27 protein-coding genes are annotated in these 24,949 nt (G+C 69.5%); 7 read left to right on the top strand and 20 right to left on the bottom strand.

Features of this window, described 5'->3' with window-relative positions; all coding sequences use genetic code 11:
* Nucleotides 1–37 precede the first annotated feature (37 nt).
* The 11 genes from ACYQ78_RS16760 to dacB form a co-directional block, all read right to left on the bottom strand.
* Entirely contained in the window at nucleotides 38–499 is a 462-nt protein-coding gene (locus ACYQ78_RS16760; protein ID WP_459801748.1) for a DUF3180 domain-containing protein, read from the bottom strand.
* 10 nt (nucleotides 500–509) lie between these two features.
* Nucleotides 510–968, bottom strand: a complete 459-nt coding sequence (gene folK, locus ACYQ78_RS16755) for a 2-amino-4-hydroxy-6-hydroxymethyldihydropteridine diphosphokinase (protein ID WP_459801788.1) — start codon at nucleotides 966–968, stop codon at nucleotides 510–512.
* Nucleotides 969–1,006: 38 nt separating this feature from the next.
* Nucleotides 1,007–1,405, bottom strand: coding sequence for a dihydroneopterin aldolase (folB, locus tag ACYQ78_RS16750; RefSeq protein WP_459801747.1), 399 nt, complete (start codon nucleotides 1,403–1,405; stop codon nucleotides 1,007–1,009).
* Nucleotides 1,406–2,892: 1,487 nt separating this feature from the next.
* The gene (locus tag ACYQ78_RS16745) at nucleotides 2,893–3,348 is read right to left on the bottom strand and encodes a nuclear transport factor 2 family protein (RefSeq protein ID WP_459801746.1); all 456 of its coding nucleotides are present in this window, start codon (nucleotides 3,346–3,348) and stop codon (nucleotides 2,893–2,895) included.
* Nucleotides 3,335–4,192 (bottom strand): dihydropteroate synthase, encoded by an 858-nt coding sequence (gene folP, locus ACYQ78_RS16740; RefSeq protein ID WP_459801745.1) that lies wholly within the window; start codon nucleotides 4,190–4,192, stop codon nucleotides 3,335–3,337. The genes ACYQ78_RS16745 and folP overlap by 14 nt, the downstream gene beginning before the upstream one ends.
* Before the next feature lie 93 nt (nucleotides 4,193–4,285).
* Nucleotides 4,286–4,870 carry a GTP cyclohydrolase I FolE gene (folE, locus tag ACYQ78_RS16735; protein ID WP_459801744.1) on the bottom strand — a complete coding sequence of 195 codons (585 nt, stop codon included), beginning with the start codon at nucleotides 4,868–4,870 and terminating at the stop codon, nucleotides 4,286–4,288.
* A 5-nt stretch (nucleotides 4,871–4,875) separates the two neighbouring features.
* On the bottom strand, nucleotides 4,876–6,882 hold the full coding sequence (gene ftsH / locus ACYQ78_RS16730; protein ID WP_459801743.1) for an ATP-dependent zinc metalloprotease FtsH: 2,007 nt from the start codon (nucleotides 6,880–6,882) through the stop codon (nucleotides 4,876–4,878).
* A gap of 258 nt (nucleotides 6,883–7,140) precedes the next feature.
* Nucleotides 7,141–7,698, bottom strand: coding sequence for a hypoxanthine phosphoribosyltransferase (gene hpt, locus ACYQ78_RS16725; RefSeq protein WP_459801742.1), 558 nt, complete (start codon nucleotides 7,696–7,698; stop codon nucleotides 7,141–7,143).
* Nucleotides 7,699–7,709: 11 nt separating this feature from the next.
* Complete coding sequence (tilS, locus tag ACYQ78_RS16720) at nucleotides 7,710–8,684, bottom strand: tRNA lysidine(34) synthetase TilS (RefSeq protein ID WP_459801741.1); 975 nt, start codon at nucleotides 8,682–8,684, stop codon at nucleotides 7,710–7,712.
* A gap of 1 nt (nucleotide 8,685) precedes the next feature.
* Nucleotides 8,686–9,762: a zinc-dependent metalloprotease gene (locus ACYQ78_RS16715; RefSeq protein ID WP_459801740.1), complete on the bottom strand. Its 1,077-nt coding sequence runs from the start codon at nucleotides 9,760–9,762 to the stop codon at nucleotides 8,686–8,688.
* 23 nt (nucleotides 9,763–9,785) lie between these two features.
* Nucleotides 9,786–11,168 carry a D-alanyl-D-alanine carboxypeptidase/D-alanyl-D-alanine endopeptidase gene (gene dacB, locus ACYQ78_RS16710; protein WP_459801739.1) on the bottom strand — a complete coding sequence of 461 codons (1,383 nt, stop codon included), beginning with the start codon at nucleotides 11,166–11,168 and terminating at the stop codon, nucleotides 9,786–9,788.
* A gap of 84 nt (nucleotides 11,169–11,252) precedes the next feature.
* Between dacB and ACYQ78_RS16705 the strand changes: the two genes are divergently transcribed.
* Nucleotides 11,253–11,735, top strand: a complete 483-nt coding sequence (locus tag ACYQ78_RS16705) for an inorganic diphosphatase (RefSeq protein ID WP_459801738.1) — start codon at nucleotides 11,253–11,255, stop codon at nucleotides 11,733–11,735.
* A gap of 3 nt (nucleotides 11,736–11,738) precedes the next feature.
* Here ACYQ78_RS16705 and ACYQ78_RS16700 read toward each other — a convergent pair whose 3' ends face one another.
* The 8 genes from ACYQ78_RS16700 to ACYQ78_RS16665 all read right to left on the bottom strand — a co-directional run bounded on the left by ACYQ78_RS16700 (nucleotide 11,739) and on the right by ACYQ78_RS16665 (nucleotide 19,775).
* The gene (locus tag ACYQ78_RS16700) at nucleotides 11,739–12,785 is read right to left on the bottom strand and encodes a C40 family peptidase (RefSeq protein WP_459801737.1); all 1,047 of its coding nucleotides are present in this window, start codon (nucleotides 12,783–12,785) and stop codon (nucleotides 11,739–11,741) included.
* Between the two features lie 57 nt (nucleotides 12,786–12,842).
* Nucleotides 12,843–13,490: a hypothetical protein gene (locus tag ACYQ78_RS16695; protein WP_459801736.1), complete on the bottom strand. Its 648-nt coding sequence runs from the start codon at nucleotides 13,488–13,490 to the stop codon at nucleotides 12,843–12,845.
* On the bottom strand, nucleotides 13,462–14,742 hold the full coding sequence (locus ACYQ78_RS16690) for an RNA polymerase sigma factor (protein WP_459801735.1): 1,281 nt from the start codon (nucleotides 14,740–14,742) through the stop codon (nucleotides 13,462–13,464). Before ACYQ78_RS16690 ends, ACYQ78_RS16695 begins: the two co-directional genes overlap by 29 nt.
* A gap of 59 nt (nucleotides 14,743–14,801) precedes the next feature.
* Nucleotides 14,802–15,734: an alkaline phosphatase family protein gene (locus ACYQ78_RS16685; protein ID WP_459801734.1), complete on the bottom strand. Its 933-nt coding sequence runs from the start codon at nucleotides 15,732–15,734 to the stop codon at nucleotides 14,802–14,804.
* A complete protein-coding gene (locus tag ACYQ78_RS16680) occupies nucleotides 15,731–16,042 on the bottom strand; it encodes a hypothetical protein (RefSeq protein WP_459801733.1) in 312 nt (103 codons plus the stop codon). The genes ACYQ78_RS16685 and ACYQ78_RS16680 overlap by 4 nt, the downstream gene beginning before the upstream one ends.
* A gap of 157 nt (nucleotides 16,043–16,199) precedes the next feature.
* Nucleotides 16,200–17,282 (bottom strand): saccharopine dehydrogenase family protein, encoded by a 1,083-nt coding sequence (locus ACYQ78_RS16675; protein ID WP_459801732.1) that lies wholly within the window; start codon nucleotides 17,280–17,282, stop codon nucleotides 16,200–16,202.
* Nucleotides 17,283–17,297: 15 nt separating this feature from the next.
* Nucleotides 17,298–18,101, bottom strand: a complete 804-nt coding sequence (locus tag ACYQ78_RS16670) for a hypothetical protein (protein ID WP_459801731.1) — start codon at nucleotides 18,099–18,101, stop codon at nucleotides 17,298–17,300.
* A gap of 63 nt (nucleotides 18,102–18,164) precedes the next feature.
* Nucleotides 18,165–19,775, bottom strand: a complete 1,611-nt coding sequence (locus ACYQ78_RS16665) for an ABC-F family ATP-binding cassette domain-containing protein (protein WP_459801730.1) — start codon at nucleotides 19,773–19,775, stop codon at nucleotides 18,165–18,167.
* Between the two features lie 85 nt (nucleotides 19,776–19,860).
* Here ACYQ78_RS16665 and ACYQ78_RS16660 point away from each other — a divergent pair, with 85 nt between their 5' ends.
* Both ACYQ78_RS16660 and ACYQ78_RS16655 read left to right on the top strand, forming a co-directional pair.
* The gene (locus tag ACYQ78_RS16660) at nucleotides 19,861–20,577 is read left to right on the top strand and encodes an SDR family NAD(P)-dependent oxidoreductase (protein ID WP_459801729.1); all 717 of its coding nucleotides are present in this window, start codon (nucleotides 19,861–19,863) and stop codon (nucleotides 20,575–20,577) included.
* An 8-nt stretch (nucleotides 20,578–20,585) separates the two neighbouring features.
* Nucleotides 20,586–21,329 (top strand): oxidoreductase, encoded by a 744-nt coding sequence (locus tag ACYQ78_RS16655; protein ID WP_459801728.1) that lies wholly within the window; start codon nucleotides 20,586–20,588, stop codon nucleotides 21,327–21,329.
* Here ACYQ78_RS16655 and ACYQ78_RS16650 read toward each other — a convergent pair.
* On the bottom strand, nucleotides 21,326–21,958 hold the full coding sequence (locus tag ACYQ78_RS16650; protein ID WP_459801727.1) for a LysE family translocator: 633 nt from the start codon (nucleotides 21,956–21,958) through the stop codon (nucleotides 21,326–21,328). The two genes, ACYQ78_RS16655 and ACYQ78_RS16650, sit on opposite strands and share 4 nt — an antisense overlap.
* Nucleotides 21,959–21,976: 18 nt before the next feature.
* Between ACYQ78_RS16650 and ACYQ78_RS16645 the strand changes: the two genes are divergently transcribed.
* From ACYQ78_RS16645 to ACYQ78_RS16630, 4 genes are all read left to right on the top strand, one after another.
* Entirely contained in the window at nucleotides 21,977–22,522 is a 546-nt protein-coding gene (locus tag ACYQ78_RS16645; protein WP_459801726.1) for a GNAT family N-acetyltransferase, read from the top strand.
* Nucleotides 22,523–22,537: 15 nt separating this feature from the next.
* The gene (locus tag ACYQ78_RS16640) at nucleotides 22,538–23,338 is read left to right on the top strand and encodes an ion transporter (protein ID WP_459801725.1); all 801 of its coding nucleotides are present in this window, start codon (nucleotides 22,538–22,540) and stop codon (nucleotides 23,336–23,338) included.
* A 45-nt stretch (nucleotides 23,339–23,383) separates the two neighbouring features.
* Nucleotides 23,384–24,292 carry a sporulation protein gene (locus ACYQ78_RS16635; protein ID WP_459801724.1) on the top strand — a complete coding sequence of 303 codons (909 nt, stop codon included), beginning with the start codon at nucleotides 23,384–23,386 and terminating at the stop codon, nucleotides 24,290–24,292.
* A 189-nt stretch (nucleotides 24,293–24,481) separates the two neighbouring features.
* Entirely contained in the window at nucleotides 24,482–24,913 is a 432-nt protein-coding gene (locus ACYQ78_RS16630) for a molybdopterin-binding protein (RefSeq protein WP_459801723.1), read from the top strand.
* Nucleotides 24,914–24,949 lie beyond the last annotated feature (36 nt).

The following is a 24,949-nucleotide window of genomic DNA, read 5'->3' as shown; positions in this document are numbered from 1 at the left end:
CGATATTTCGTGACTCGAGACCGCCCGGCATCGAGGATCAGGCGGCCCGCTGGTTCCCGTTGTTCTTGTCCTCGGGAACCCGGCAGCAGTATTCGAGGAACAGCGCCGCGCACACCAGCAGCACCGCCGACACGAGCGACCCCACCGCCACGAGCGCGTCCTGCCGGGGCCCCGGGATGTCGAACATCCCCAGGGTGTGGATGAAGAATCCCGCGAACACCCCCGCGAGCCCCGCCGCCGCCATGGCCGTCGCCTTGGCCAGCGCGGCCAGCCGGGCCACCACCAGCGGCTCAGGAGGGGTCGTGCCCTCCTTGCGCTGGATGCGGGCCCGCGTCAGCCACCCCGTGTACGCCTCCCCGATCGCCAGCAGCACGAACGTCGGAATGGCCGTCCACGGCACCTGCGGCAGACCCGAATAGGCCCCTTGCAGGAAAGCCCAGGTCACCACGGCGAAGACAACCACGACACCGACGAGCACACCGGGGTTGCTGGGCTTCACGACACGACTCCTAAAGCGGGGGTTCCAGCGACAGGTCGGCCCTGAGGCGCACGCCGCTCTGGTCGAGACCCGCCAGCAGCGCCGCCACGGAACCCCGCCCCGGCAACACCGCGGAGGGGTCGGCCTGCGCCCACGGCACCAGCACGAACGCCCGCTCGTGCGCACGAGGATGCGGCAGCGTCAGCTCGGGATCATCGGACATCAGGTTATCGACCATGATGATGTCGACGTCGAGCGTACGCGGCCCCCAATGCTCCTCGCGCACCCGCCCGAACGCGTCTTCGATCCCATTGGCCCGGTCGAGCAGGGTCCGCGGATCGAGCGAGGTCTCCGCGATCGCCACGGCGTTCAGATAGGCCCCCTGAGAAGGCCCGCCGACGGGATCGGTCTCGTAGACGGGCGACACCGCCACGAAGGTCATCCCGGGCGCGTCGAACAGCGCGTCGAGCCCGCTCTGCAGGTAGTCCATCCGCTGCCCGAGGTTGGAGCCCAGCGAGAACACCGCCCTCACCGCGACCTCCTGACCGTCACCACCACGTCGTCGAACGGCAGCGGGATAGGCGCCGCGGGCTTGTGCACCGCGACCTCCACGCTCTCCACCAGCTCATGCCGCAGACAGACCGCCGCCAGCCGCTCGGCCAGCGTCTCGATCAGATTGACCGGCTCCCCTTCGACCACGGCGACCAGCTCAAGCGCCAGCGCCCCGTAGTCGACGGTCTTGGTCAGATCATCCCCGGCGGCCGCCGGCCCCACGTCGAGGAACAGCGTCGCGTCGACCACGAACTCCTGCCCCAGCTCCCGCTCGGCGGGCAGACACCCATGCCGCCCCCGCGCCCGAAGCCCTTTCAAGCTCACCGTGTCGAGGCCCACGACACCTCCCCGCCCATCTCGTCCACCACAGGACATCAACCCCCAGAATCAGCCCGAGGTCACTTTCTACAGGCAACCGATTCCGAGCATCACAACGCCCCCTGCCCAAACCCCCATTCCACCGAACAACCCAAAACCACCCCGAAAGCCCAAAACCCCAACAACCAGCCTGTACGCCACCAAGCCCACCCCGCCCCAGACAGCCCACCAACCGATCCCGACCACCCCTACGGCCCGACGCCGCCCCTCGATGCCCCAGCCCTTGGACGAAAGCCACACAACCGATGGAGCCGGATGAGCACCGCCCAGGGCGATGAGCCAGCATCGGCGCACCAGAGCACCCGAAATTTCAGTAAATGGCTCCAAGGCCAGACACCAAGGCGCCTGCGGCACACGACATGAGATTTCGTTATATGCGGGGCCTACCAGGAGCGGCCCAGACGCGAAAGCGCTGATGGCGGAACGCCGAACACCATCGAACACTCGATGCCCGGTCGCCACCTTGCGCAAATCCCACGATCAAACCTGGCCACCACGGACCCGGACCGACAAACCCCACACGAGCGGACCTATCCGCCGCCGAACACCCACTCTGCGACGAGGCCGGCGACCTAGCGCTCCATACCTGGTCAACCCGCCTCAGCGACCACATGAGAAGCACCGGCGTGGTCGAACACCACCGCCCAGTGGCCACTCGGCTCGACAACACGGGCAAACCACATGCTCAGCTCAGATCTCGGCCACCGCAATCCCGGCGCCACAAACTGCCGCACGACAAAACGCCACGCCATGAGAACCCTATGGCCCTGCCACCGCACGCGGGAGTGCCGACATCGCCATACGCAAACGCAGTCATCAATAATCGGGCGCGCGCCTCCCGCATACGCGGGCATACCACCGGTATGACCAAACAGGGCCAGCTCGTGTCTGACAAGGCGTGCCATCGCGAACGTCAGCGCCGCGAGTTCCGGGGCGGCCCAACAACAGCACGCTCCGGCCTCGGCCAACGTGGGCGGTAGAACACCCAACCCGAACCAGACCCGAGCACTCGACCCATGCCTCCGCATTGCCCGACGCAGGACCTTTCAGCGCAGGCTGGCACTAGCGGAAGCAACCTGCCCGCTCGGCCAGACACGCGCTCCGCCGCTCGGCCAGACACGCTGCGTCGCCCGACCAGACAGGCTCGGCCGCCAAGATCTACCTCGGGCCTTGCCGTTGGCCTCACACGGACAAAGCCAACGCCTGCGTATTCAACCCCGCACTGGCGCAGACGAAGGAAGACCCGCCGCCCGACCGTAAACAGCGAAACCGGGCGCGACCGGTTGGCGACGACTACGGAGCGAACCGGAGACAACGGGCGAGCTGGCAAGGCGAAGCCGTAAGGGAACACCCCGAATGACCCGGCATCCGCACGGCCAGCACCGCACCTGACACCCGCACCGCACGGCACGACCTCGCACCTGCACGGCCCGGAACCCAGCGTGCTCACAGCCGAGCACGCCCTCAACCCGATGGAACCCCCGTCAGCCGATGCCCCCCGAGGCCTCTTCTTCCTCATCGTCGTCGTCGCCCGTCTGCAGGACCGGGGACCCGTGGTGGTGCCACAGGCGCCAGCCGTTCGCCGTCTTCACGAACGTGTTGGTCGCCACCACACGCCCGGCGGCGAAGCCCGTGTCGCCCGTGTCTTCGGCGTCGGCCGCCGTCAGGATGTTCTCGGCGCACGTCAGCACCGCCACGTTGCCCAGCACGGTCGTCTGCACGTCGGTCAGGACGAACTGGATGTACGGCGTGTTGGCCATGATCAGCGCCCACGACCGCAGCACCTCACCCCGCCCCGACAACAGCGGCCACCCCGGATGGACGCACATCGCGACCAGATGGTCGGGTACGTCCTCCACCCAGATCTCTGACATCCGATCCAGGTCGGCGCTTTCGATCGCGGCGTAAAAGGCCTGGTTGAGGTCTTCAACCTCTTTCATCGGCTGCCCTCCACGCCGCGGCAACACGCACGGCGTCGGCGTTGGGTCGGACGTCGTGGACTCTTACACACCAGGCGCCGTCACGGGCGGCGAGCGCGGTGACCGCGAGGGTCGCGTCGTCGTTGTCGGCGAACGGGCGCGGCTCGCCGGTGGGCCCGGCCAGCAGGCGGCCGAGGAAGCGTTTGCGGGACGCCCCGATGATCACGGGACGGCCCAGCTCGCGGAGCCGGTCGAGACCGGCCAGCAGCGCCCAGTTGTGGTCGGGCTGTTTGGAGAACCCCAGCCCGGGGTCGAGGATCAACTGCTCCTCGCGGACGCCCTCGGCGAGCACCGAGTCGACGCGTTTGCGCAGCTCCTCGCTCACCTCGGTGACCACGTCGGTGTAGATCGCCCGGGTCTCCATGTCTCGGCTGTGGCCGCGCCAGTGCATCACCACATAGGCGACGCCGGAGGCGGCCACCACCCGGGCCATCTCGGGGTCGGCCAGGCCGCCGCTCACGTCGTTGACGAGCTTCGCCCCGGCCTCGACGGCCATCTCGGCGACCTCGGCCCGCATCGTGTCGACGCTGACGACGACGCCCTCTTCGGACAGGCCCCTGATCACCGGCTCGACCCGGTGGAGCTCCTCAGAGAGGGAGACCCGCGCGGCCCCGGGACGGGTCGACTCACCGCCCACGTCGACGATGTCGGCGCCCTGTTCGACCAGGGCGAGGCCGTGGGCGACGGCGGTGTCGGGGTTGAACCACTTGCCGCCGTCGGAGAAGGAGTCGGGTGTCACGTTGACCACGCCCATGACGAGGCAGCGCCCGGCGTCGGGCACCCCCGGCACGGTGAACGCGCTCATCAACGGCTCCTCATGGTGTCGATCGGGATCAAGCCTAGGCGTTCCGGCATCACGATCCGCCGCCCGGGGGCCACCTGTGGATAACGATCGAAACTAGCGGCCGATGATCAGCGACATCGCCTCGGCGCGGGTCTTGTCGTCTTCGCGGAAGATGCCGCGGACCGCCGAGGTGATCGTCTTGGCGCCCGGTTTGCGGACGCCGCGCATGGTCATGCACATGTGCTCGCACTCGATCACGACGATCGCGCCCGCGGGCTTCAGGACGTCCATCAGGGCGTCGGCGACCTGGCTGGTCAGCCGCTCCTGGACCTGGGGCCTGCGGGCGTAGAGGTCGGCCAGGCGGGCCAGCTTGGACAGGCCCGTCACCTGGCCCTTCGCGTTGGGGATGTAGCCGATGTGGGCCACCCCGTGGAAGGGGACCAGGTGATGCTCACACGTGGAGTAAATCTCGATGTCGCGCACCAGGACCATCTCGTCGTGGTCGGCGTCGAACACCGTCGTCAGTACGTCTTCCGGCTTCTGCCCGAGCCCCGCGAACTGCTCCGCGTAGGCTCGGGCGACGCGCGCCGGGGTCTCGACCAGGCCTTGACGGTCCGGATCTTCGCCGATCGCGAGGAGGATCTCGCGGACGGCCGCTTCGATGCGGGCGTTGTCGACCTGGAGAGGCTTGCCAACCACTGTTCTTACGCCTCGTCCTTTTGCGGAGCGGGCTGGGCCACGGCCGAACCGTTGCCGGAGGCGATGGCGGCGGCGCCGTGACCGTTGGCCGCGGCGACCTCCTTGGGCGTGATCACCGGAGGACGGTCGGAGGGCAGCCGCTTGCCGTAACCGGCGTAGGACGGCCGCTTCTCCCTGACCACGATCGGGCTGAAGATCTCCAGCACCTGGTCGCGGGACAGGGTCTCCTTCTCCATCAGCTCCAGGACGAGGTTGTCGAGCACGTCGCGGTATTCGACGAGGATCTCCCAGGCCGAGTCGTGGGCCGACTCGATCAGGCGGCGGACCTCGTCGTCGATCGACGACGCGATCTGCTCGGAGTAGTCGCGCTCGTGGCCCATCTCGCGGCCGAGGAAGACCTCGCCGTTGCCGGAGCCGAACTTGCGCGCGCCGAGCTTCTCGCTCATGCCGTATTCGGTGACCATGCGGCGGGCGATGGAGGTCGCCTTCTCGATGTCGTTGGAGGCGCCGGTCGTGGGCTCGTGGAAGACGAGCTCCTCGGCCGTGCGGCCGCCCAGCAACATCGCGAGCTGGTCGTTCATCTCCGAACGGGTGGCCAGGAACTTGTCTTCCATCGGCAGCGTCATCGTGTAACCGAGGGCGCGGCCGCGCGACAGGATCGTGATCTTGTGGACCGGGTCGGAGTTGGGCAGCGCGTGGGCCACCAGGGCGTGGCCGCCCTCGTGGTAGGCGATGATCTTCTTCTCCTGGTCGGACATGACCCGCGACTTGCGCTCGGGCCCGGCCATCACGCGGTCGATCGACTCTTCGAGGATCTCCATCGTGATGAGCTTCTTGTCCTGGCGGGCCGTCAGCAGCGCCGCCTCGTTGATCACGTTGGCCAGGTCGGCACCGGTGAAGCCGGGCGTCCGGCGGGCGATGACGTCGAGGTCGACGGTCTGGTCGAACGGCTTGCCGCGGCCGTGGACCTTGAGGATGCCCTTGCGGCCCTCGAGGTCGGGACGGTCGACGGTGACCTGCCGGTCGAAACGGCCGGGACGCAGCAGCGCCGGGTCGAGGATGTCGGGCCGGTTCGTCGCGGCGATGAGGATCACGCCGCCCTTGACGTCGAAGCCGTCCATCTCGACGAGGAGCTGGTTCAGCGTCTGCTCGCGCTCGTCGTGACCACCGCCGAGGCCGGCGCCACGGTGACGGCCGACGGCGTCGATCTCGTCGATGAAGATGATGGCGGGGGCGTTGGCCTTGGCCTGCTCGAACAGGTCGCGGACGCGGCTCGCGCCGACACCCACGAACATCTCGACGAAGTCGGAACCGGAGATCGAGTAGAACGGCACCCCGGCCTCGCCGGCCACGGCCCTGGCGAGCAGGGTCTTACCGGTTCCGGGTGGACCGTAGAGCAGCACGCCCTTGGGGATCTTGGCGCCGATGGCCTGGAACTTGGCCGGCGCCTGCAAGAACTCCTTGATCTCCTGGAGTTCCTCGATCGCCTCGTCGGCCCCGGCCACGTCGGCGAACGTCGTCTTCGGGGTGTCCTTGGTGATCAGCTTGGCCTTCGACTTGCCGAAGTTCATCACCCGGGAGCCGCCGCCCTGCATCTGGTTCAGGAAGAACAAGAAGAACAGGACGATCAGGATGATCGGCAGGAAGCTCATGAGCAGGGTGACGAAGAAGTTCTCCTTGGGAACCTCGACCGTCCACCCGTTCTTCGGGTTCGCCTTCGCCAGCGAGTCGGTGAACTGGACGCCCTGACCGGTCACCCAGGAGGCCTGGATGCGGTCGGTCGACTTGGATCCGACGTTGATGGGCTTGGCCAGCGTCACCTGGGCGAGCTGGTCTTTGTCAATTACCTTGGCGCTCACCACATTGCCGCTGTTGATCTGCTGGAGCACCGTGGAGGTGTCGGCGGAGGTGTAATTACCACCCGTGTTCATCAACGTCGTGACGAGCAGCAGAAGCACGACGATGCCCAGGATCCACAGCAGTGGCCCACGTGTAAATCGCTTGAGATCCATCCGATGCGGAACCCCGGCGGGCCCGTCCCTTCCTGACCAAGGCCTGGCCCCCTTTGGGTAAAGGGGGTCGCGGCACCCTTTGCCGCTCCTACTGACCCCAGGGCCGCCCCCGGGTTATCAGAAGGTACACCGAGCCGCCGGTGAGGGTCACCGCACGGCAGGCTCGGGCATTGCTCATCCAACGTACGTCAGGGACAGACGTGTTCCCCTCGCGGAGAGCAAATATCAAGCCCCCTGAGGGGTCACTTCGCTCAGGGCTTATTCGCCGCCATAGACATGTGGCGCGAGAGTGCCGATGAATGGGAGGTTCCGATAGCGCTCGGCATAGTCGAGCCCATAGCCGATGACGAACTCGTTGGGGATGTCGAAACCGACGTATTTGACGTCGAGGGGGACCTTCACCGCGTCGGGCTTGCGCAGGAGGGTGCAGATCTCGACGGAGGCCGGGTTGCGCGACTGCAGGTTGTTGAGCAGCCACGACAGGGTCAGGCCCGAGTCGATGATGTCCTCGACGACCAGCACGTGACGGCCGGCGATGTCGGTGTCGAGGTCTTTCAGCACGCGGACCACGCCCGACGACTTGGTCCCGGCGCCGTAGGACGACACCGCCATCCAGTCCATCTGGACGGGCACGTGCAGCGCGCGGGCGAGGTCGGCCATCACCATGACGGCCCCCTTGAGCACCCCGACGATCAGCAGCTCGTGGCCCGCGTAGTCGGTGTCGATCTGCCCGGCGAGCTCCTTGACCTTGGTCTGGAGCTCGTCCTCGGAGATGAGGACCTTGGACAGGTCTCTGCCCATGTCGGCTGCGTCCACCTGCGAATTCCTTACGAGAGGGAGCTGGTGAACATCAGCCTGCCATATCGCCGCACCACACCCACCCCTCCGGGTAGGTCCACTCCCTTCTGTCCCGTCCAGCGGGTGACGAGGCGCTCGGCCTCCTCGATGTGGACGGCCGCCAGGGCCGACGGCGGCGACCCGGCGGCGACGGCGGCCCGGTGGATCACCCGGCGCCGCACCGCCGCGGGCAGCTCGGCCAGGGTGGCGGCGACCAGGCCGGTGCCCAGGTCCCTGGCCTCGGCGTAGACCCGGTCGGCCCAGTCGTCGAGGGCGTCGGCGTCGTCGCGGCACAGGCGCGCGGTGCGGGCCAGCGCGTCGGCGATGCCGGGGCCGAGCTCGGCCTCGAACAGCGGGAGCAAGGTTTGCCGGACTTTGACCCGGGTGAACCGGGGGTCGTCGTTGTGGGGGTCGTGCCAGGGAGTGAGGCCGAGTGCCGCGCAGACCTCTTCCGTTCTTGTACGGCTCACGCCCAGCAGGGGCCGTATGTAGACGCCGGACACCTCCGCCATCCCCGACAGAGAACGCGAGCCGCTGCCCCGGGCGAGGCGCAGGAGCACCGTCTCGGCCTGGTCGTCGCGGGTGTGGCCCAGCAGGATGACGGCGTTCAGCCGTTCGGCGATCGCGTCGAGTGCGGCGTAGCGGGCGATGCGGGCCGCCGCCTCGGGGCCCCCGAGGGTGCCGACCTCGACCGTCACCGCCTCGGCGACGTCGAGGCCCAAGGTGGGCGAGAGCCGTACGAGATCATCGGCTCTTTCCCGGGAACCGGGCTGGAGGGCGTGGTCGACGGTGACCAGCCCCGCGCGGAGGCCGAGTCGCGGCGCGACGAAGCCGAGGCAGGCGGCGAGCGCCAGGGAGTCGGCGCCGCCGCTGCAGGCGGCGAGCACCAACCGGCCCGTTTCCAGAGAGGACAGCGATTCGCGGATGGCGCGGCGGACGTCGGCGACCGCCGGATGAGGACCCATGTCAGGCGGACTTGGGACCGGGCTCCAGGGCGTTGGCGGTGAGGACCCGGCGCATCCAGGCCTGGGGATCGGCGATCTCCTGGCGGGTGGGCAGGGTCTCCGGGGAGGTCCAGACCCGGTTGAAGCCATCCATTCCGGCCTCTTCGACCACCGTGGTGACGAAGGTGGAGCCCTCGGCGTATTGCTTCATCTTCAGGTCGATGCCGAGCAGGCGGCGGATCACCTGGTCGACGCGGGAGCCGCCGCTGCGGCGCTGCTGGAACTTGGCCCGGATGTCGGCGACCGAGGGCACCACGGTGGGGCCGACGGCGTCCATCACATAGTCGCCGTGGCCCTCGACCAGGGTCATCACGGCGGTCACGCGGTCGAGGACGGCCTTCTGCTCGGGGGTCTGGATCGCCTCGATCAGGTTGCCCTCGCCGCCACGGAAGGCGTCGGCGACCGCGTCGGTGACGTCGCGGGCGCGTTCGAGGAGGGTCGACAGGTCCATGTCGGAGATCGTGAGGAACTCCTTCATCTGGGCCTGGAGATATTCGCGCAGCCACGGGACACCGGTGAACTGCACCCGGTGGGTCTCCTCGTGGAGGCACACCCAGAGACGGAAGTCGCGCGGGTCGACCCGCAGCTCACGCTCGGTGTTGACGATGTTGGGGGCCACCAGGGTGAGGCGGCCGGTCGGGGCGTTGCCGTCGGGGTCGGGCGGCAGGAACAGCTCGTACTGCCCGAGCACGCGGCTGGCCAGGAAGGCCAGGACGGCGCCCACCTCGACGCCGGTGATGCGGGAGCCGACGGCGTTGACGATGGCCGGCATGTTGCCGACCTTGTCGGAGAGCGGTTCGAGGACGACCTTGAACCCCTCGACGTTGGCCCGGATCCAGCCGGGCCGGTCGACGACGGTGGCCTCTTCTGGAGGGGCCGAGTCGATCCCGGTGAACTCCTTGACGTGGACCTCGGCCTCGCGCGACAGGCGCCGAAGCTCGGTGACGGCCTGTTTCGCTTCTTCACGGCTCACCTGTGGCCCCGGGCGGACGAGCCTGACCCCTGTGGCGACGGCGAGATCCCAGTCGATCACCTGCATGTTCACCACCGTATGTCGTCGGTTCACGCGGCGCGCGAGACCAGGGTCGCCAGCCGGTCGAGGGCCTTGACGGTCTTGCCGGGGTCGGTGACGCCGTTGGCCATGAACGCGAAGCTCAGCAGCCGTCCGTCGGCGGAGTGGACCAGACCCGTGAGTGTGTTCACTCCGTCGAGCGTGCCCGTCTTGGCCCGGACCAATCCGGCACCGGCCTTCGAGTCGGCCTCGCCGTAGCGCTTGCCGAGGGTGCCGGTGAAGCCCGCGACCGGCATTCCGCTGACCAGAGAGTGGAGCTCGGGGTGCTGCGGCGAGGCCCCGAGGGAGACGAGTTTCGCCAGCGCCGCCGGGGTGATCTTGTTGGCGGTCGACAGGCCGCTGCCGTCGTGGACCTCGATGCCCTCGGTGATCCCGAGGCGGGTCAGCACGGCGGTGTAGGCCTTGGCCTGCCCGGCGTAGGTGTGGGGCATCTTCTCGGCGATGGCGACGTGGCGGGCCAGCGCCTCGGCCAGGTCGTTGTCGCTCTCGGTGAGCATGCGCTCGACCAGGGCGTAGACCGGGGCCGACTCGACGCGGGCGAGCTCCTGGGCGGGCTGGGCGGCCTTGCCGGGCTTGATCGTCTTGCCGACCTTGACGCCGTATTTGGCGAGCAGGGCGCCGAACGCCGTGGCGGCGTCGGCCGGCGGGTTGGCCGATCTTGGGAAGTCCTGGCGGGGCACGACCCGGCCCTCGTCGATGGCCAGCGCGGTCACCGGGGACGCGCTGCCCTCGGGCACGTAGGTCGGCTTCCAGCCGGGGGCCGTCGTCGGGCCCTGGAACAACGAGGCGTCGTAGGAAAGTGTGACCGAGGTCACTCCGGCGGCCTTCAGCGCCTTGGCGGTGCGGGCGGCGAGGGTCTGGAGGCTGGCCGCGCGCGGATAGTGGTCGCGCGGGTCGGCTTTGGGCCCGGCGAGGGTCGGGTCGCCGCCGCCGACCAGAACGATCTTGCCGGGGGCGTTCTGGACGACCGTCGTGGCGAACGTCACATCGGCGCCGATCGACGCGAGGGCCGCGGTGCCGGTGACCACTTTGGTGGTGGACGCCGGGGTCAGCGCGATCGTGGAGCCCCCGTCGAACAGGGTTTCCCCGGTTTCTGTATCGATGACCGCACCCGCCACCTTGCCCCCTATTCCGGGGTCCCCCATGGCGTCACGGAGGAGGGTGGTCAAAGTACTCTTAGCCGGGAGAGGGCCGTCCAGCGCGGCGACCAGAACAGGCGGTGCCGTGACGATCGGTGTGGGGACCGGTTTGGGGGCCGCGGTCCGTGTCGGAATCCGCTCGCTGCCGTTGACCACGAGGTAAACGCCCGCGGCGATGACGAACACCTGTAGCAGCGCGAGGGTGGCGATCACCATCCAACGTTCGCGTCGCACCACGTGACCTCTCCCTAAGTAACGCCTACGAGACACTAACGCCACTCCGGGACCACTCGGATGGCTTGAGCGGAGGAAATGGCAGTGGAGTTCGACGTTGTCGTTGAGATACCCAAAGGGCAACGCAACAAGTATGAAGTGGATCATGAGACCGGCCGGATCCGACTCGACCGGATGCTCTTCACGTCCACTCAATACCCTGCCGACTACGGCTTCATCGAGAACACCCTCGGCGAGGACGGCGACCCCCTCGACGCCCTCGTCCTTCTCGGGGAACCGACCTTCCCCGGCTGTCTCATCCGCTGTCGCGCCGTCGGCATGTTCCGCATGACCGACGAGAAGGGCGGCGACGACAAGGTGCTGTGCGTGCCCTCACGTGACCCCCGTCAGGAGCATATGCGCGACATCCACCACGTCCCCGAGTTCGACCGGCTGGAGATCCAGCACTTCTTCGAGGTCTACAAGGACCTCGAGCCCGGCAAGTCCGTCGAGGGCGCCAACTGGGTGGGCCGGACCGAGGCCGAGGCGGAGATCGAGCGTTCGATCAAGCGCGCCATCAAGCACTAGAGGTCATCCCGGCCTTGTGGCGCCGACATAATCGGGCCGCCACATCGACGCGATGCGGACCACGTCTCCCGTCTGGGGGGCGTGGACCATCAGGCCGCGTCCGATGAACAGGCCGACGTGGTGGATCGGGGTGCCGAAGAACACCAGGTCGCCGGGGCGCAGATCGTCGTTGTCGACGTGGGGCCCCGCGGTCCACTGGGTGCCGGTCCAGTGGTCGAGCGGCACCCCCACGCGCTCCCAGGCCCGCATGGTCAGGCCCGAGCAGTCGAAGCTCTCGGGTCCGTCGGCCGCCCACACGTAGGGCTTGCCGAGCTGGGTGAGCGCCCAGCGGGTCGCCTCGCCGCCCGGCCCCTCGGCCGTCAGCGCCCACAGCGGGGCCGCCGCCGACCCGATCCTGAACCGGCCCAGGTTGAGCCGGTCTTCGATCTCGCGCTGTTCCTTCCGCAGCTCCCTGGTCTCGGCGAGCTGCGTCTTGACGGCCTCCTCCGCGGCCGCCTTGAGGTGCCCGGCCTCCTCGGCGGCCCGCTCGGCCTCGTCGAGCATGTCGGCGGCCTGGTTCTGCAGGATCCGCAGCACCTCGCGGCTGTCGTCGAGGTTGTCGAGGACGGCCGCGCGCTCGTCGCCGAGCTGGGCGACCAGACCGGCCCGGCGCATCAGCAGGGCCGGGGTGCCCGGCAGGGCCATCATCGGGCGGGTGAGGTCGACCCCGTAGGCGTCGGCGGCCAGGGCGGCGGCCCGGTTCCTGGCCTGCTCGACGGTCTGCTCGGCCTCCAGCAGGTCGGCGGTGACCTCGGCGTGCTCGGCCTCGGCCCGCCTCACCTTGACCAGCTCGCCGTTGTAGGCCTCGATGAGGCGTTCGGCGTTCCTGATGAGTTCGCGGCGGCGCTCCTTCGCCCGCGCCAGCTTCACCTGGGTCCGGGCGAGCTCCCGGACCTGCGAGGCGATCGTGTCGCGGGGAACCGGCGTCGCGACGGCCTCTCCCGGCGTCCCGGCCAGCAACCCGGCGACGATGAACGTCGCGGGCAGCGCCCTTGACCTGCGGTTCGACATGCGGAGGCTGATTCCCGCAGGTCACTCAAGCAACACGGGCCCCAATGGCAAAGGAGTTCACACGAGCTTCAGCAGCCGTGCGATCCAGGGGCGCATGCCGGTGGTCACCGGGTCGGGGCCGCGCGGGTAGGCGAACACCGGGGCGTCGCCGCCGTGGGTGGCCCGCAGCTCGGCCGCCTTGCACCAGTCGGCGGTGGTGCGGCAGGCGGCCCAGGCGATCGACAAGGCCGGGCGGGCCTCGGGGTGGCGTTCGTGGATCTGGGCCAGGGTGATGGCGGCGTGGGCGGCGGCGTAGCCGTCGTCGGGGTAGGCGGTGCCGGCCAGGTAGGGGGCGGTGACCCTGCCGCCGTGGGGGGTGCTCTGCACCCACGTCCAGTTGGCGACGACCAGGTTGAGGACGGGGGCGGGGAGGCGGGCGGCCTCGGCGTACATGCGGTCTTGCCTCGGGCCGGTCAGGCGGCGGGAGGACCAGAGCCAGGTGACGTCGTCGGGGGTGTGGCCCTCGGCGAGCCAGGTCAGGATGGCCAGGGCGCGGGCGGCCTGGAGGCGGCTGAGGTCGAGGACGTCGCGGAGCATCCGGGGGCCCGGGTCGAGCCAGACCGGCCAGGCCGCCTCGTGGGCCTTGGGCACGAGAGCGGCCAGCGGCGCGGCCGGGAGATCCGGGTAGACCCGGCGATCACGAACGGCAAAGCCTGCGTCGGCCATGGCGTTCGCCCTTCACGTGTTCGTGCGTCTCATCGGTGATGGAGGCCAGTTCGACTTCGACCGGGGTGGCCGTTTCGGTGGGAACGACCGTGGCGACCGGGGTCGGTGACGGCCGTGGCGGGCGGCTCTGCGGAGTCTGCTCGGGGCTCCGGCTGGGAGTGGGGCGCGGCGGCCGGGCGGCGCGTTCGGGCCGGGGGTAGTGGACGCCCAGGACCGTCGGCCGGGGGCGCGGGCGCGCGGTCTTGGCGGGGGACGGTTCGTCGACCGGCGTGAGGATGCGGATCTTCGGCGGCACCTTCGGCGGGTAGTCGGTGACCTCGGCGGTCGGGGTCAGGGTGATGGGTGGCGGCGGCGCGGCCACCCCGGCGCGGTTGTCGACCGGCTCTCCGGTGACCTGCATGACCAGCGCGACCACCACGGCGGCCGCGACCAAAGTGGCCAGCGCGCCCACGACCAGGTGACGCCCGCGCCGGACCTCGGTGCCGGGGAAGCCGTGGGCGTCGAGCGGCCCGGCCCGGCGGGCGACGTAGCGGCGGTAAGGCAGCAGTTCGGGGTCGATGAAGCAGCTCATCACCCGCACGCGGACGGTGTCGGGGATGACCGGGAGCGGCAGCAGGGCGAAGACCTTGCCGGCCGAGACCTGGCGGGCGCGGTGGGGGCGGCAGGTCTCGCAGGTGAAGATGTGGTTCACCACCCGGGCGCGGCGCTCGTCGGGGTCGCCGCCCTCGGCGTCGGCCACCAGGACCGAGCGGGCCGGGCAGTCGCCGGGGTCGCGGCGGGCCAGCACCTCGGCGGTGATCGCGTCCTGCAGCCGGAGCGAGGCCGACTCGCGCAGGGCCTCGGCGTGGCGGGTGCTCAGGCCGAGCACGACGCCCAGGTCGGCGGCGGCCAGGCCGTGGCGCAGCGACAGTTCGAGGATCTCGCGGTCGGCCGCGGGCAGGCCGTGGACGGCGTGCCAGGCGGCGGCGTCGGGGGCCTCGTCGGGCTCGACGGGGAGGTCGGTCTGCCGTCGGCGGTGGCATTCGGCGCGGGCCAGCGCGAGCAGCCAGACGTAGAGGCGGTCGGGGTCGCGCAGGGCGTCGATGTGGGCCTCGGCGGCGATCATCGTGTCGCGTAACGCCACCTGGGCGCCCTCGGCGCCGAGCATGAACCAGCAGAAGCGGTAGACGCCCTCGGCGTGGGCGTCGTAGAGAGAGGCCAGAGCACCCGGATCGCGGGCGCGCAGGGCCTGAACCAGGTCGCGATCGGTCATGTCACCGAAGGTAATGGATTCGTAACTTGCAGTTCAGGATTTCCGCCGCATTCTCAACGCTATTTCCCGGGGTTTTCCCCACCCAGCGGAGTCCCTTCGAAGTCGGCGGGAATGCGCATCCCCAATTGGGCGAAAACGGTCGGTGCGACATCGACGAGTTTCGCCTCGTGACGGCGTTCGTGCCGGATTCCCGGGCCGGCGGCGAGCAGGAAGATCTGGCGTTCCGGCGGGGTCCGGCCGCCGTGGCCGCCCTCGTCGCGGTGCCCGTGGTCGGTCACCACGATGATCGACCACTTCTCGTTCCCGTACGTCGGCCTGCGCTTGACCGCGTCCGCGAGGCGCCCGATCGCCAGGTCCATGGTGTCGAGCGCGGTGGCGTACTCGGGGCCGAGCGGGCCGTGCCGGTGGGCCACCTTGTCGGGGTTGACCAGGTGCAGGAAGATGACGTCGGCCTGGTGGCGGGAGATCAGTTCGGTCATCCTGCGGATGATCATCTCGTCTTTGACGTCCTCGGCGTAGTCGACGCCGGGGCGCAGGGTGGCGTGCCAGTCGACCTGGTGGAGCAGGCCGATGTCGAAGAAGGTCCGCCACAGGGTGACGGCCAGGGTGTCGAGTTCGGGGTGGAGCCGTTCGATGCGCGTCAGGAAATCCGGATATCTCGCGTATTGGCGGCCGTCAAAGGTGTTGTCGTATACGCCATGCTTATCCGGATTAACTCCGGTGAGAATGGTCGACCACGCCGGACCGCTCAGGGATTTCACACCGGGGTCCAGATCGAGTTCCCCGGTGGCGTAGAGTCCCTCGCTCATGAGGGCGCGCAGGTAGGTCGCCTCGGTGGTGAGGACGCGGTCGGTGCGGACCCCGTCGACCCCGATCACCAGCACTTTCGGCACCGGCTTCGGCGGGGGCGGCTCCACACGGGTGACCGGGCCGCAGCTCAGCACGACGACCGTGGCCAGGCCCAGCGCCCCCGCCCACAAATGTGGTCTCACGCCAGGCCGCCGGCCACGATCGCCAGGCCCGCCGCAGCCGCGGCGGAGGCGCCCAGGGCGAGGGTCACCCCGGCGCAGACCATGGCGGTCTCGACGACGCCCCGGTTGATCGACCTCGGGTGGTCCTGGGCGATCTCCCGCAGGGCCCGTACGCCCGTGACCAGCGCGCCCAGCGCGAGGAAGACGCCCAGGCCGCCCAGGAAGAGCAGCGGGAGCGAGAGGTAGCCGAGCCGGGCCGTCCAGACGACCGAGGTGTACGGGGCGTCGCGCCGCGCCACCGCCGCCTCGACGCGGGCCCAGGAGGTCATGAGGTCTTTCGTGGAGGCGGTGCCACGCCCGAATCGTGGTGTAGGCCGTACTTTGAGGTTCTTCATGGAAATCGCCCCCCGGAAGAAAGATCGAGCCTTATTCGGGGGTATCACGAACCTTGGGGGACCACTCCGCGACGCGCGGTTTCTTGGTGATTCACGGAGTAAGGCCCACTGAGGCGCATCCGTCGGTCAGGGCGTCGAGTCCGAACGCCTCGACCGGGCCGAGCGCGCCGAGGCCGCCCACCCCGCCGATCAGCGCGGTCGTGGCCCCCCAGGCGAGGACCTTAGCCGTCAGCTCGTAGGGGTCGCCGCCGTTCAGGCGGACGGTCGCGAGCAGGGTGCCGTCGTGGGCGTAGGCCTCGGCGATCGTCTGGGAGGCGACCGGAGGCGCCTTCGGGTCGCCCTGGCGGGCCGCCCGGTCGGCCATCAGCTCGGTCAGCCTCCGCACGCCCGGGACCGCCCGGACGACCGGGGTGAGCCGGGCGACGACCCCGGCCGCCCGGGTCAGGCCGCCGAGCCAGCCGAGGTAGACGTTGACCTCGCGCAGGCGGGGATGGGTGCGGGGCAGGGCGAAGTGTTCGCTGGAGCCCATGGCGATGCCGTGGCGGCGGCCGGCGCCGAAGGCGAAGGCCCTCGTGCGGCCCGACTCTCTGACGATGCGGCCGTCGCGGAAGCCGTACATGGGCTCCAGGATCATGCTCAGCACGGAGGCGCGGGTTCCGGCGCTGGCCCGTTTGGCCACGTTGCCGCGTAGGAAGTAGCCCACGTCGACCCTGACCGCGTCGTTGCCCGCCTTGCGGAGGGCCAGGGCGGCGGCGAGGTTGCCGGGGACGTAGTCGTACCCGAAGGCCGGGATCAGCGTCGCGCCCGCCGCGGCCGCCTCGGGGCCGTGGCGCTGGAAGACCCGCTTGACGAACGGCGGCTCGCCGGTCGAGTCGAGGTAGACCGCGCCCGCCCCGATCGCCGCCATCACCGCCGCGTCGCCCCACCGCAGGAACGGTCCCACCGTGGAGACCAGCACATCGCCGGGTTCGACCAGGTGGGCCACCGAACGCGGCCGGGACGCGTCGGCCACCGCCGTGGGCAGCGCCACCGGCAGCGAGGCGGCCAGTTCGGCCAGCCGGGCGGGGTCCCGCCCGGCCAGCAGCGGCTCGGCGCCCAGCGCGACCAGCGCCTTGGCCGTGAGCCGCCCGGTGTATCCGGTGGCGCCGAACAGGACGATACGGGGGGTGGTCATGCCATTACCGTAACCTCACGGCTTCTGCTCGGTGATGACGGAGTAGCCCCGGTCCTTGGCGAAAGGCGGCGTCTTCGGGGCCTGGGTGAAGATCGGCGCCGCGCCACCGGCCGCCAAGTCCTCGTAGGGCTTCGCGGTGGCGCCCCAGGTGCGCGCCGAGACGTCGGTGACGGCGGCGACCCCGGCGCTGACGCTCTCGACCGTGATGATGAACCGGCGGCTCACCCCGGGCCGCACGTCGTCGACGAACGCGGTGCCCCCGCCGATCAGCTTCCCGGCGGCGTCGCGCAGCAGCCCGGTCACCACCAGGCTCCCGGCCGGACGCTGGAAGGGCGACTCGACGTAGCCCGTGATCAGGTAGGACGTGGCGCCGAGCTTCTCGGTCGACACCCGCTCCACCGGGAACGACTTGTAGGCCGACGGCACCCGCGCCGCCTGGTGCCACGAGGCCGGCTTGTAGTCGATCTTGACGCTGACGGGCTTCTCCACCGCCAGCGCCTCGCCGGTGAACGACATCGTCCCGCCGGGGGCGACCGCGTCGAGCGGCTGCTCCATGCGGACGACCTCCTTGCCGGCGGCGTCCTTCCCGGTGATCGTGGCGACCGCGTTCTCCCCGAAGTGCCACTTGTTGCCGTTGTTGAGCACGGCGGCCCAGTTCACCAGGTAACCGCCGCTGGCCTGGATGACCGAGGAGGTCTGCTCCTTCAGGGCGAGCGGGGCGAGTTCGGTCTTCTTGGCCTCTTCGTCACCCGAGCACCCGGAAACCAGGAGCGTCACGGAGAGGAACGACAGGGCCAGGGCTGTCATACGGTGCGTCACCAGGCCGTGATAACTCGTGCGCGCGGCGCGTTCACCTCGACCCGCCAACCGCGGACGCAATCTTTAACGCGCGCGGACGACCCGCCCCTCGTCCCAGACCGGCTCTGACGATTCGTAGACCTTCCCATCGGAGCCGAAGACCAGGTAGCGGTCGAAGTCGTCGGCGAACCAGCGGTCGTGCGTGACCGCCATGACGGTGCCCTCGAACGCCTCCAGGCCCTCTTGGAGCGCCTCGGCGCTGGCCAGGTCGAGGTTGTCGGTCGGCTCGTCGAGGAGCAGCAGGGTGGTGCCCGACAGTTCGAGCAGGAGGATCTGGAACCGGGCCTGCTGGCCGCCCGACAGGGTCTCGAAGCGCTGCTCGGCGATGGTCCCGGCCAGTTCGTAGCGGGACAGGGCCTTCATGGCCTCGTTCTTCAGCCGGGCGTGCTCGGTCATCACGATGTCGACCGGGGTGCGCTTCATCAGCTCGGGGTGGGAGTGGGTCTGGGCGAAGTGTCCGGGGATCACCCGCGCCCCCAGCCGGGCGACGCCGGTGTGGTTGACGTCGCCGCCGCTCAGCAGCCGCAGGAAGTGGGACTTCCCCGAGCCGTTGGAGCCGAGGATGGCCACGCGCTCGCCGTACCAGACCTCGAGGTCGAACGGCTTCATCAGGCCGGTCAGTTCGAGGTTCTCGCAGATGACGGCCCGCTTGCCGGTGCGGCCGCCGCGCAGGCGCATGGTGATCTGCTGCTCCCTGGCCGACACCTCGGGCGGCCCGGCCTCTTCGAACCGGCGCAGGCGGGTCACGGCGGCGTTGTAGGGCGCGGCCATGCTGTCGTTGTAGGCGGCCTTCTGCTTGAGCATGACGACCAGGCGCTTGATCTTGGCGTGCTCCTCGTCCCAGCGGCGGCGCAGTTCGTCGAGGCGTTCGTTGCGGTCGCGGCGGGCCTGGGCGTAGGTGCCGAAGCCGCCGCCGTGGATCCAGACGCCGCCGCCCTCGACGGTGACGATGCGGTCGGCCGCATTGGCGAGGAGCTGACGGTCGTGCGAGACCAGCAGGACGGTCTTCTGGGTCTCCCGCAGGGCCTGTTCGAGCCAGAGCTTGCCGGGGACGTCGAGGTAGTTGTCGGGCTCGTCGAGCAGGAGCACCTGGTCGGGGCCGCGGAGCAGGGCTTCCAAGACCAGCCGTTTCTGCTCGCCGCCGCTGAGCGTGTTGACCTCGCGGTATTTGCAGCCGTCGTAGGAGATCCCCAGCGCCGCCATCGTGCAGGTGTCCCAGAGGACCTCGATGTCGTAGCCGCCCGCGTCGGTGTAGTCGGTGATCGCCTCGGCGTAGCGCATCTGGGTCTTCTCGTCGTCGCGCTCCATCATCAGGAGCTCGATCTTGGCCAGATGGTCGGCGGCCTCCCTGACCCGGGTCGGCGCGACGGAGACGAGCAGGTCGTGGACGGTCCGGCCGTCGCGGATGCTGCCGATGAACTGGCGCATCACACCGAGGCCGCCGGAGCTGGCGACCGAGCCGTCGACCGCCTGGATGTCACCGGCGATCAGGCGCATGAGCGTGGTCTTCCCGGCGCCGTTGGGGCCCACGAGCGCCGCCTTGACGCCTTCGCCGACGCGGAAGGAGACGTCGTTGAGCAGAGGCCGCCCATCGGGGAGGACATGGGTGATATGGGCGATCTCGACGTGGGCCATGGATCGAGGGTATTGAGACGGGAGATCGGGTGCCAACACTTATCCGAGCGGAACTGGGTTGACCGATTTGTCGGTTATGTCTCATATGAGATCTGTACTGATTACCGGCTCGACCGAGGGGATCGGCGCCGAGAGCGCCCGCGTGTTCGGGGCCCAGGGCGACGACGTGATCGTCTCCGGCCGCGACGCCACCAAGGGCGCGATGGTGGTCGACGAGATCGTCCAGAACGGCGGTTCGGCCAGGTTCGTCCCGGCAGACCTGTCCAGCCTCGACGCGGTCCACGATCTCGCCGGCGAGGTGGGCGACGTCGATGTGCTCGTCAACAACGCCGGGGTCGCGCCGGTGTCGGCGACCGTCGGCCAGGACGAGGAGATCTTCGACCGGACGTTCGCGCTCAACATCAGGGCGCCCTACTTCCTCACCCAGGCGCTCGTCCCCGGCATGCTCCAGCGGGGCCGCGGGGTGATCATCAACCTGTCCAGCGTGGCCGGTTCGGTGGCCGTGCCGATGATGTCGGTCTACTCCGCGACCAAGGCCGCGCTCAGCGAGCTCACCCGCACGTGGGCGGCCGAGTTCGCCGACCGGGGGGTCAGGGTCAACGCGGTCGCGCCCGGCCCGGTCGAAACCGCGATGTACCACGCGATGCCCGACGACATGATGAAGGGCTTCGACGAGAGCACGATGCTGGGCCGGCCCGCGACCGCCCGGGAGGTCGCCGACGTGGTGGCGTTCCTGGCCTCCGACAAGGCCTCGTACATGACCGGGGCCATCGTGCCCGTCGACGGCGGCGCCACGCTGTAGGGGGTTCCATGCTGCCTGATCTGACCAAGGAGTTCCTCGGGCGCCGGGCCGTGGTGACCGGAGGCTCCCAGGGCATCGGCGCGGCCGTCGCCCAGCGCCTGCTCGACGGCGGCGCCCAGGTCGTGGTGACCGCGCGCCATCGGGTGCCCGAGACCCCCGACGAGGCGACGTTCGTCAACGGCGACCTGGCCTCGCTCGACGGGGTCGGCGCGACGGCCGGTGAGGCCCTCGAAGTGCTCGGCGGCTGCGACATCCTGGTCAACAACGCCGGCTCGATGGAGGCCCACCCCGAGGGTGCGGCCGAGATGCCCGACGAGGCGTGGCAGGACTCGATCGACATCAACTTCCTGTCGGCGGTACGCATGACCGCCGCCCTCATGCCCGCCCTGCGGCGATCCGACTCCGCGGCGATCGTGAACGTGTCGTCGGCCGGTCTCGGCGCCTCACCCGGCCCGGTGGCCCACTATCGGGCGGCGAAGGCGGCGCTGAACACGTACACGCGATCACTGGCGCAGGAACTCGCGCCACAGGGGATCAGGGTGACGATCGTGACCCCGGGGCCCGTGCACACCCCCGGCGCCGACAAGGTGCGCGAGGCCATGGGCAACCCGCCGGAGGCGTCGGCGGTCCCGCTGGGGCGGCTCGGTGAGCCGTCGGAGGTGGCCGAACTGGTCGCGATGCTCGCCTCCGACCGGGGGCGCTGGATGACGGGCGCCAACTACTACGTCGACGGCGGCGCCCGCTCGCTCTAGCGCGTCGACTCCTGGACGAGCCGCGCCGCCAGGGCCGCGAAGATCCCGGCCGAGACGCGCTCCATCCATGTGCGGAAGCCGGGGCGGCGGGCGATGCGCTCCGACAGGTGACCGGACAGCAGCCCGGCCGTGCCGTCGACCATGAGGCCGACGACGATGAACGTCAGGCCGAGCACGAGCATCTGGATCGTCACCGGCCAGGCATGCTCGCCCCTGGTGACGAACTGGGGCACGAAGGCCAGGTAGAACAGGATGACCTTCGGGTTGGCCAGGTTGGTGAGCGTGGCCATCACATAGGTCCGGCGCAGCGACGCGCGGGGGACCTCCCGCGTCTCCAGCGGCTCGCGGCTGCCCTTCCAGGTCGTGTACGCCAGGTACAGCAGCACCACCGCGCCCGCGATCCGCACGACGGTGAGCGCCTCGGGGGCCCTGGTGATCAGATACCCGAACCCGAAGGCGGCGGCCACGGTGTGCACGGCCAGCCCGGTCGACATGCCGAGCGCGGCGAGGACCCCCGCCCGGCGCCCGGCGGCGACGCCGTTGGTGATGACGAACAGCAGATCGGGCCCGGGGGCGAGGCTGAGCAGCAGCGTCGCGACCGCGAAGGCCGCCAGGAGATGGGCGTCCATGGGGCCATGATGACGTACGTGAGGATCGTCTCGTTTCCCGAAATGTCGGTGCCCGAAGTCCTGCGGGAGCAGGTGGCGGCCCTGCACGAATCCGTCTGGCCCGGCTCCTCCCCCGGCCACGATCCCCTGCTCGACCCGGTGTCCCTGCTGCTCCTCGACGGCGACGAGGTGGTCGCGGCCCTCGACATCCTGAGCAAGCCGCTCGTCCACGCGGGCGAGACCTTCGCGGCGAGCGGCCTCAGCGCCGTGGTGACCCGGGGCGACCGGCGCGGCCGGGGCCACGGGAAGGCGCTCGTCAGTGCGGGCAGGCAGGCCATGGCCGGGCGGGATCTGGGGATCTTCACCTGCGACCGGCCGTTGCGGGGCTTCTACGAGGACGCCGGCTGGGAGTGCCTGCCGGGCACGGTCGTGATCGGCGGGACCCCCGGCGACCCGTTCCCCAGCGATCGGTTCGACAAGGTCACCATGGGTGCCTTCCTCTCGCCGCACGCCCTCGGGCACCGCGAGGCGTTCCTCGGCGCCCGGGTCGGCCTGTTCCCCGGACTGATCGACCGACTTTGGTGATGCAATGATCTTCGCGTGGAATTAGCCCGACATGAACGTGTTCGCCGGTTCCTCGAACGCCCCGCCACGCAGCGGGCCGTCATACTCGTCATCGTCGTCAACGCGATCACCATCGGCTGTGAGACCAGCGCCACGCTGATGGCCCACGCCGGTGGCCTGCTCGTCGCCATCGACCACGTCGCCCTGGCCCTCTTCCTGGCCGAGATCCTCGCCCGCCTCTACGCCTACCGCCGGTCGTTCTTCGCCGACCCCTGGAACTGGTTCGACGCGGTCATCGTGATGGCCTCGCTCATCCCCCACGCGCAGCCCGCCTCGGTGCTGCGGTCGCTGCGGATCCTGCGGGCGCTGCGGCTGGTGTCGGCCGTGCCCAGCATGAAGCGGGTCGTGGGGGCGCTGCTCACGGCGGTGCCGGGGATGGCCTCGATCATCGGGCTGCTGCTGCTGATGATCTACGTGTCGGCGGTGATAGCGACCACGCTGTTCGGCGAGGTCGTGCCCGAGCGGTTCGACGAACTGCCCGACTCGCTGTTCACGCTGTTCCAGATCATGACCGGGGACGACTGGGGGACCGTTGCCAAAGAGGTCATGGCGCATAAACCGTGGGCTTGGGTGTTCTTCATCTCGTACATCCTGATATCGACTTTCGTCGCGCTTAATCTTTTCATCGCGGTCGTGGTCAACGCGATGAACGATGCCGAGCCCTCGCCGTCGGAGGAGCTGGCCCAGGCCGAACTGGCCGAACTCCGTGAGGAGGTCGCCTCGCTCCATGCCAAACTCGATCTTCTTCTCGAACGTGGAACCGTACGCCGTCGCTGAGCGTTCTGGCGTGCGGCCGAGACGTCCAACTCGACAGGAGAAAACGTGGTCTTCAAACGGATGCTGAGCGCATTCGGCGTCGGCGCCCCCTCAGTGGACACCGTCCTGCACAACCCGCGCACCACCCCCGGTGGCGCCCTTTCCGGCGAAGTGCGGATCAAGGGTGGCGAGGTCGACGCGGAGATCGAGCACATCACCCTCACGCTCGTCGCCCGGGTCGAGATCGAACACAGCGAAGGCGAGAGCAGCGGTCTGCGCGAGTTCTTCGGCGCCCCCGTCTCCGGTCCCTTCACCCTTCGCAAGGGCGAGGAGCGGGCCATCCCGTTCCAGCTCCCCGTGCCGTGGGAGACGCCGATCAGCGAGGGCATGCGCGGCATGGCGCTCGGGGTGCGCACCGAGCTCGCCATCGCCAAGGCCGTCGACAAGGGCGACCTGGACATGATCGAGGTCGTGCCGCTGCCCTCTCAGCGCTACGTCCTGGACGCGCTGTCGCGGCTGGGCTTCCACTTCCGCTCCGCGGACCTGGAGGCCGGGCACATCGGCGGCTCCCGCCAGACGCTGCCGTTCTACCAGGAGATCGAGTTCACCTCTCACCAGTACGGCGAGATCGAGGTGACCTTCATCTCCGACGCCCACCACCTGGAGGTGGTGATCGAGGGCGGCCACGACGCCATCGGCCGCTTCCCGACCACCCATGACGAGGCCGTGCGCACCGACTGGGCGTCCGTCTTCGGCAACTGGCTGGCCCAGCGCTCCCACGGCGGCTACGGCGGTCACCACGGTGGTCATCGCGGTGGTCACCACGGGGGCCACTACGACGACGACCACCACAGTGGCGGTATCGGCGTGGGCGGCATGGTCGCCGGTGTGGCGGCGGGCGTCGTCGGCGGCATGATCATCGGCGAGGTCGTGGACGAGGTCTTCGAGGACGTCTTCGAAGGCGACGAAGAGTAACGACCCGGGCGGCGGCGGCCATCTCCGAGAGGGCCGCCGCCTCGGTCTTCAGCGAAGAGTGATCATCCGGCGGCGGTCACCCCACAAGGGTGGCCGCCGTTCGCAATTACCCGCGCTTTTGTTGAAGCGGCGATGATTTGCGAGGCAGGAAATCCCATAGGGCTGGTGTATGCGGGGTAAAACCCTTTCATGGTGCTCCTCGATGGCGACATCCGGCACAAGGCGTCGTTCAGCGTCGACGACCTCCGGGCACTCCCCCAGCACGATGTCGAGATCTCCTTCGCCTGCCGCACGTCCGGCCAGAGGCGACATCGCTTCTCCGGGCCGCTCCTCCTCGACGTCGCGACGGCGGCGCAGCCCTCGTTCAACCCGGCCGAGCGCAAAGACCGGCTGCGGTTCCTCATCTCGATACTGGGCGCCGACGGCCATCACGCCGTGCTGTCGTGGGGCGAGATCGATCCCGAGTTCGCGGGCATCGCGGCCGTGCTCGGCACGACGATGGACGGTTGCCCGCTGACCGACCCGCACCTGGTCGTCCCGGGCGACATGTGCGGGGGCCGGCAGATCAGCGGGATCACCCAGATCCGCATCTGGTCGGATGACCAGCTCTGGAAGAGTTGATGATCTCGGGCGTTCATCCCGGGATGCTTTGCTATC

This window comes from Herbidospora sp. RD11066, assembly GCF_054661255.1.
The sequence above is the reverse complement of the archived record's forward strand: the minus strand, read 5'-3'. Positions and strand labels throughout refer to the sequence as shown.

Coding starts and splice junctions, on each gene's coding strand:
- ACYQ78_RS16665 (WP_459801730.1), bottom strand. CDS start 19,775: ATGGCCCACGTCGAGATCGCCCATATCACCCATGTCCTCCCCGATGGG.
- ftsH (WP_459801743.1), bottom strand. CDS start 6,882: ATGGATCTCAAGCGATTTACACGTGGGCCACTGCTGTGGATCCTGGGC.
- ACYQ78_RS16700 (WP_459801737.1), bottom strand. CDS start 12,785: ATGTCGAACCGCAGGTCAAGGGCGCTGCCCGCGACGTTCATCGTCGCC.
- ACYQ78_RS16695 (WP_459801736.1), bottom strand. CDS start 13,490: ATGGCCGACGCAGGCTTTGCCGTTCGTGATCGCCGGGTCTACCCGGAT.
- folB (WP_459801747.1), bottom strand. CDS start 1,405: ATGTCCTGTGGTGGACGAGATGGGCGGGGAGGTGTCGTGGGCCTCGAC.
- ACYQ78_RS16675 (WP_459801732.1), bottom strand. CDS start 17,282: ATGACCACCCCCCGTATCGTCCTGTTCGGCGCCACCGGATACACCGGG.
- ACYQ78_RS16680 (WP_459801733.1), bottom strand. CDS start 16,042: ATGACCTCCTGGGCCCGCGTCGAGGCGGCGGTGGCGCGGCGCGACGCC.
- ACYQ78_RS16715 (WP_459801740.1), bottom strand. CDS start 9,762: ATGCAGGTGATCGACTGGGATCTCGCCGTCGCCACAGGGGTCAGGCTC.
- ACYQ78_RS16655 (WP_459801728.1), top strand. CDS start 20,586: ATGCTGCCTGATCTGACCAAGGAGTTCCTCGGGCGCCGGGCCGTGGTG.
- ACYQ78_RS16690 (WP_459801735.1), bottom strand. CDS start 14,742: ATGACCGATCGCGACCTGGTTCAGGCCCTGCGCGCCCGCGATCCGGGT.
- tilS (WP_459801741.1), bottom strand. CDS start 8,684: ATGGGTCCTCATCCGGCGGTCGCCGACGTCCGCCGCGCCATCCGCGAA.
- ACYQ78_RS16630 (WP_459801723.1), top strand. CDS start 24,482: ATGGTGCTCCTCGATGGCGACATCCGGCACAAGGCGTCGTTCAGCGTC.
- ACYQ78_RS16660 (WP_459801729.1), top strand. CDS start 19,861: ATGAGATCTGTACTGATTACCGGCTCGACCGAGGGGATCGGCGCCGAG.
- folP (WP_459801745.1), bottom strand. CDS start 4,192: ATGAGCGCGTTCACCGTGCCGGGGGTGCCCGACGCCGGGCGCTGCCTC.
- folK (WP_459801788.1), bottom strand. CDS start 968: ATGGACTACCTGCAGAGCGGGCTCGACGCGCTGTTCGACGCGCCCGGG.
- ACYQ78_RS16745 (WP_459801746.1), bottom strand. CDS start 3,348: ATGAAAGAGGTTGAAGACCTCAACCAGGCCTTTTACGCCGCGATCGAA.
- ACYQ78_RS16650 (WP_459801727.1), bottom strand. CDS start 21,958: ATGGACGCCCATCTCCTGGCGGCCTTCGCGGTCGCGACGCTGCTGCTC.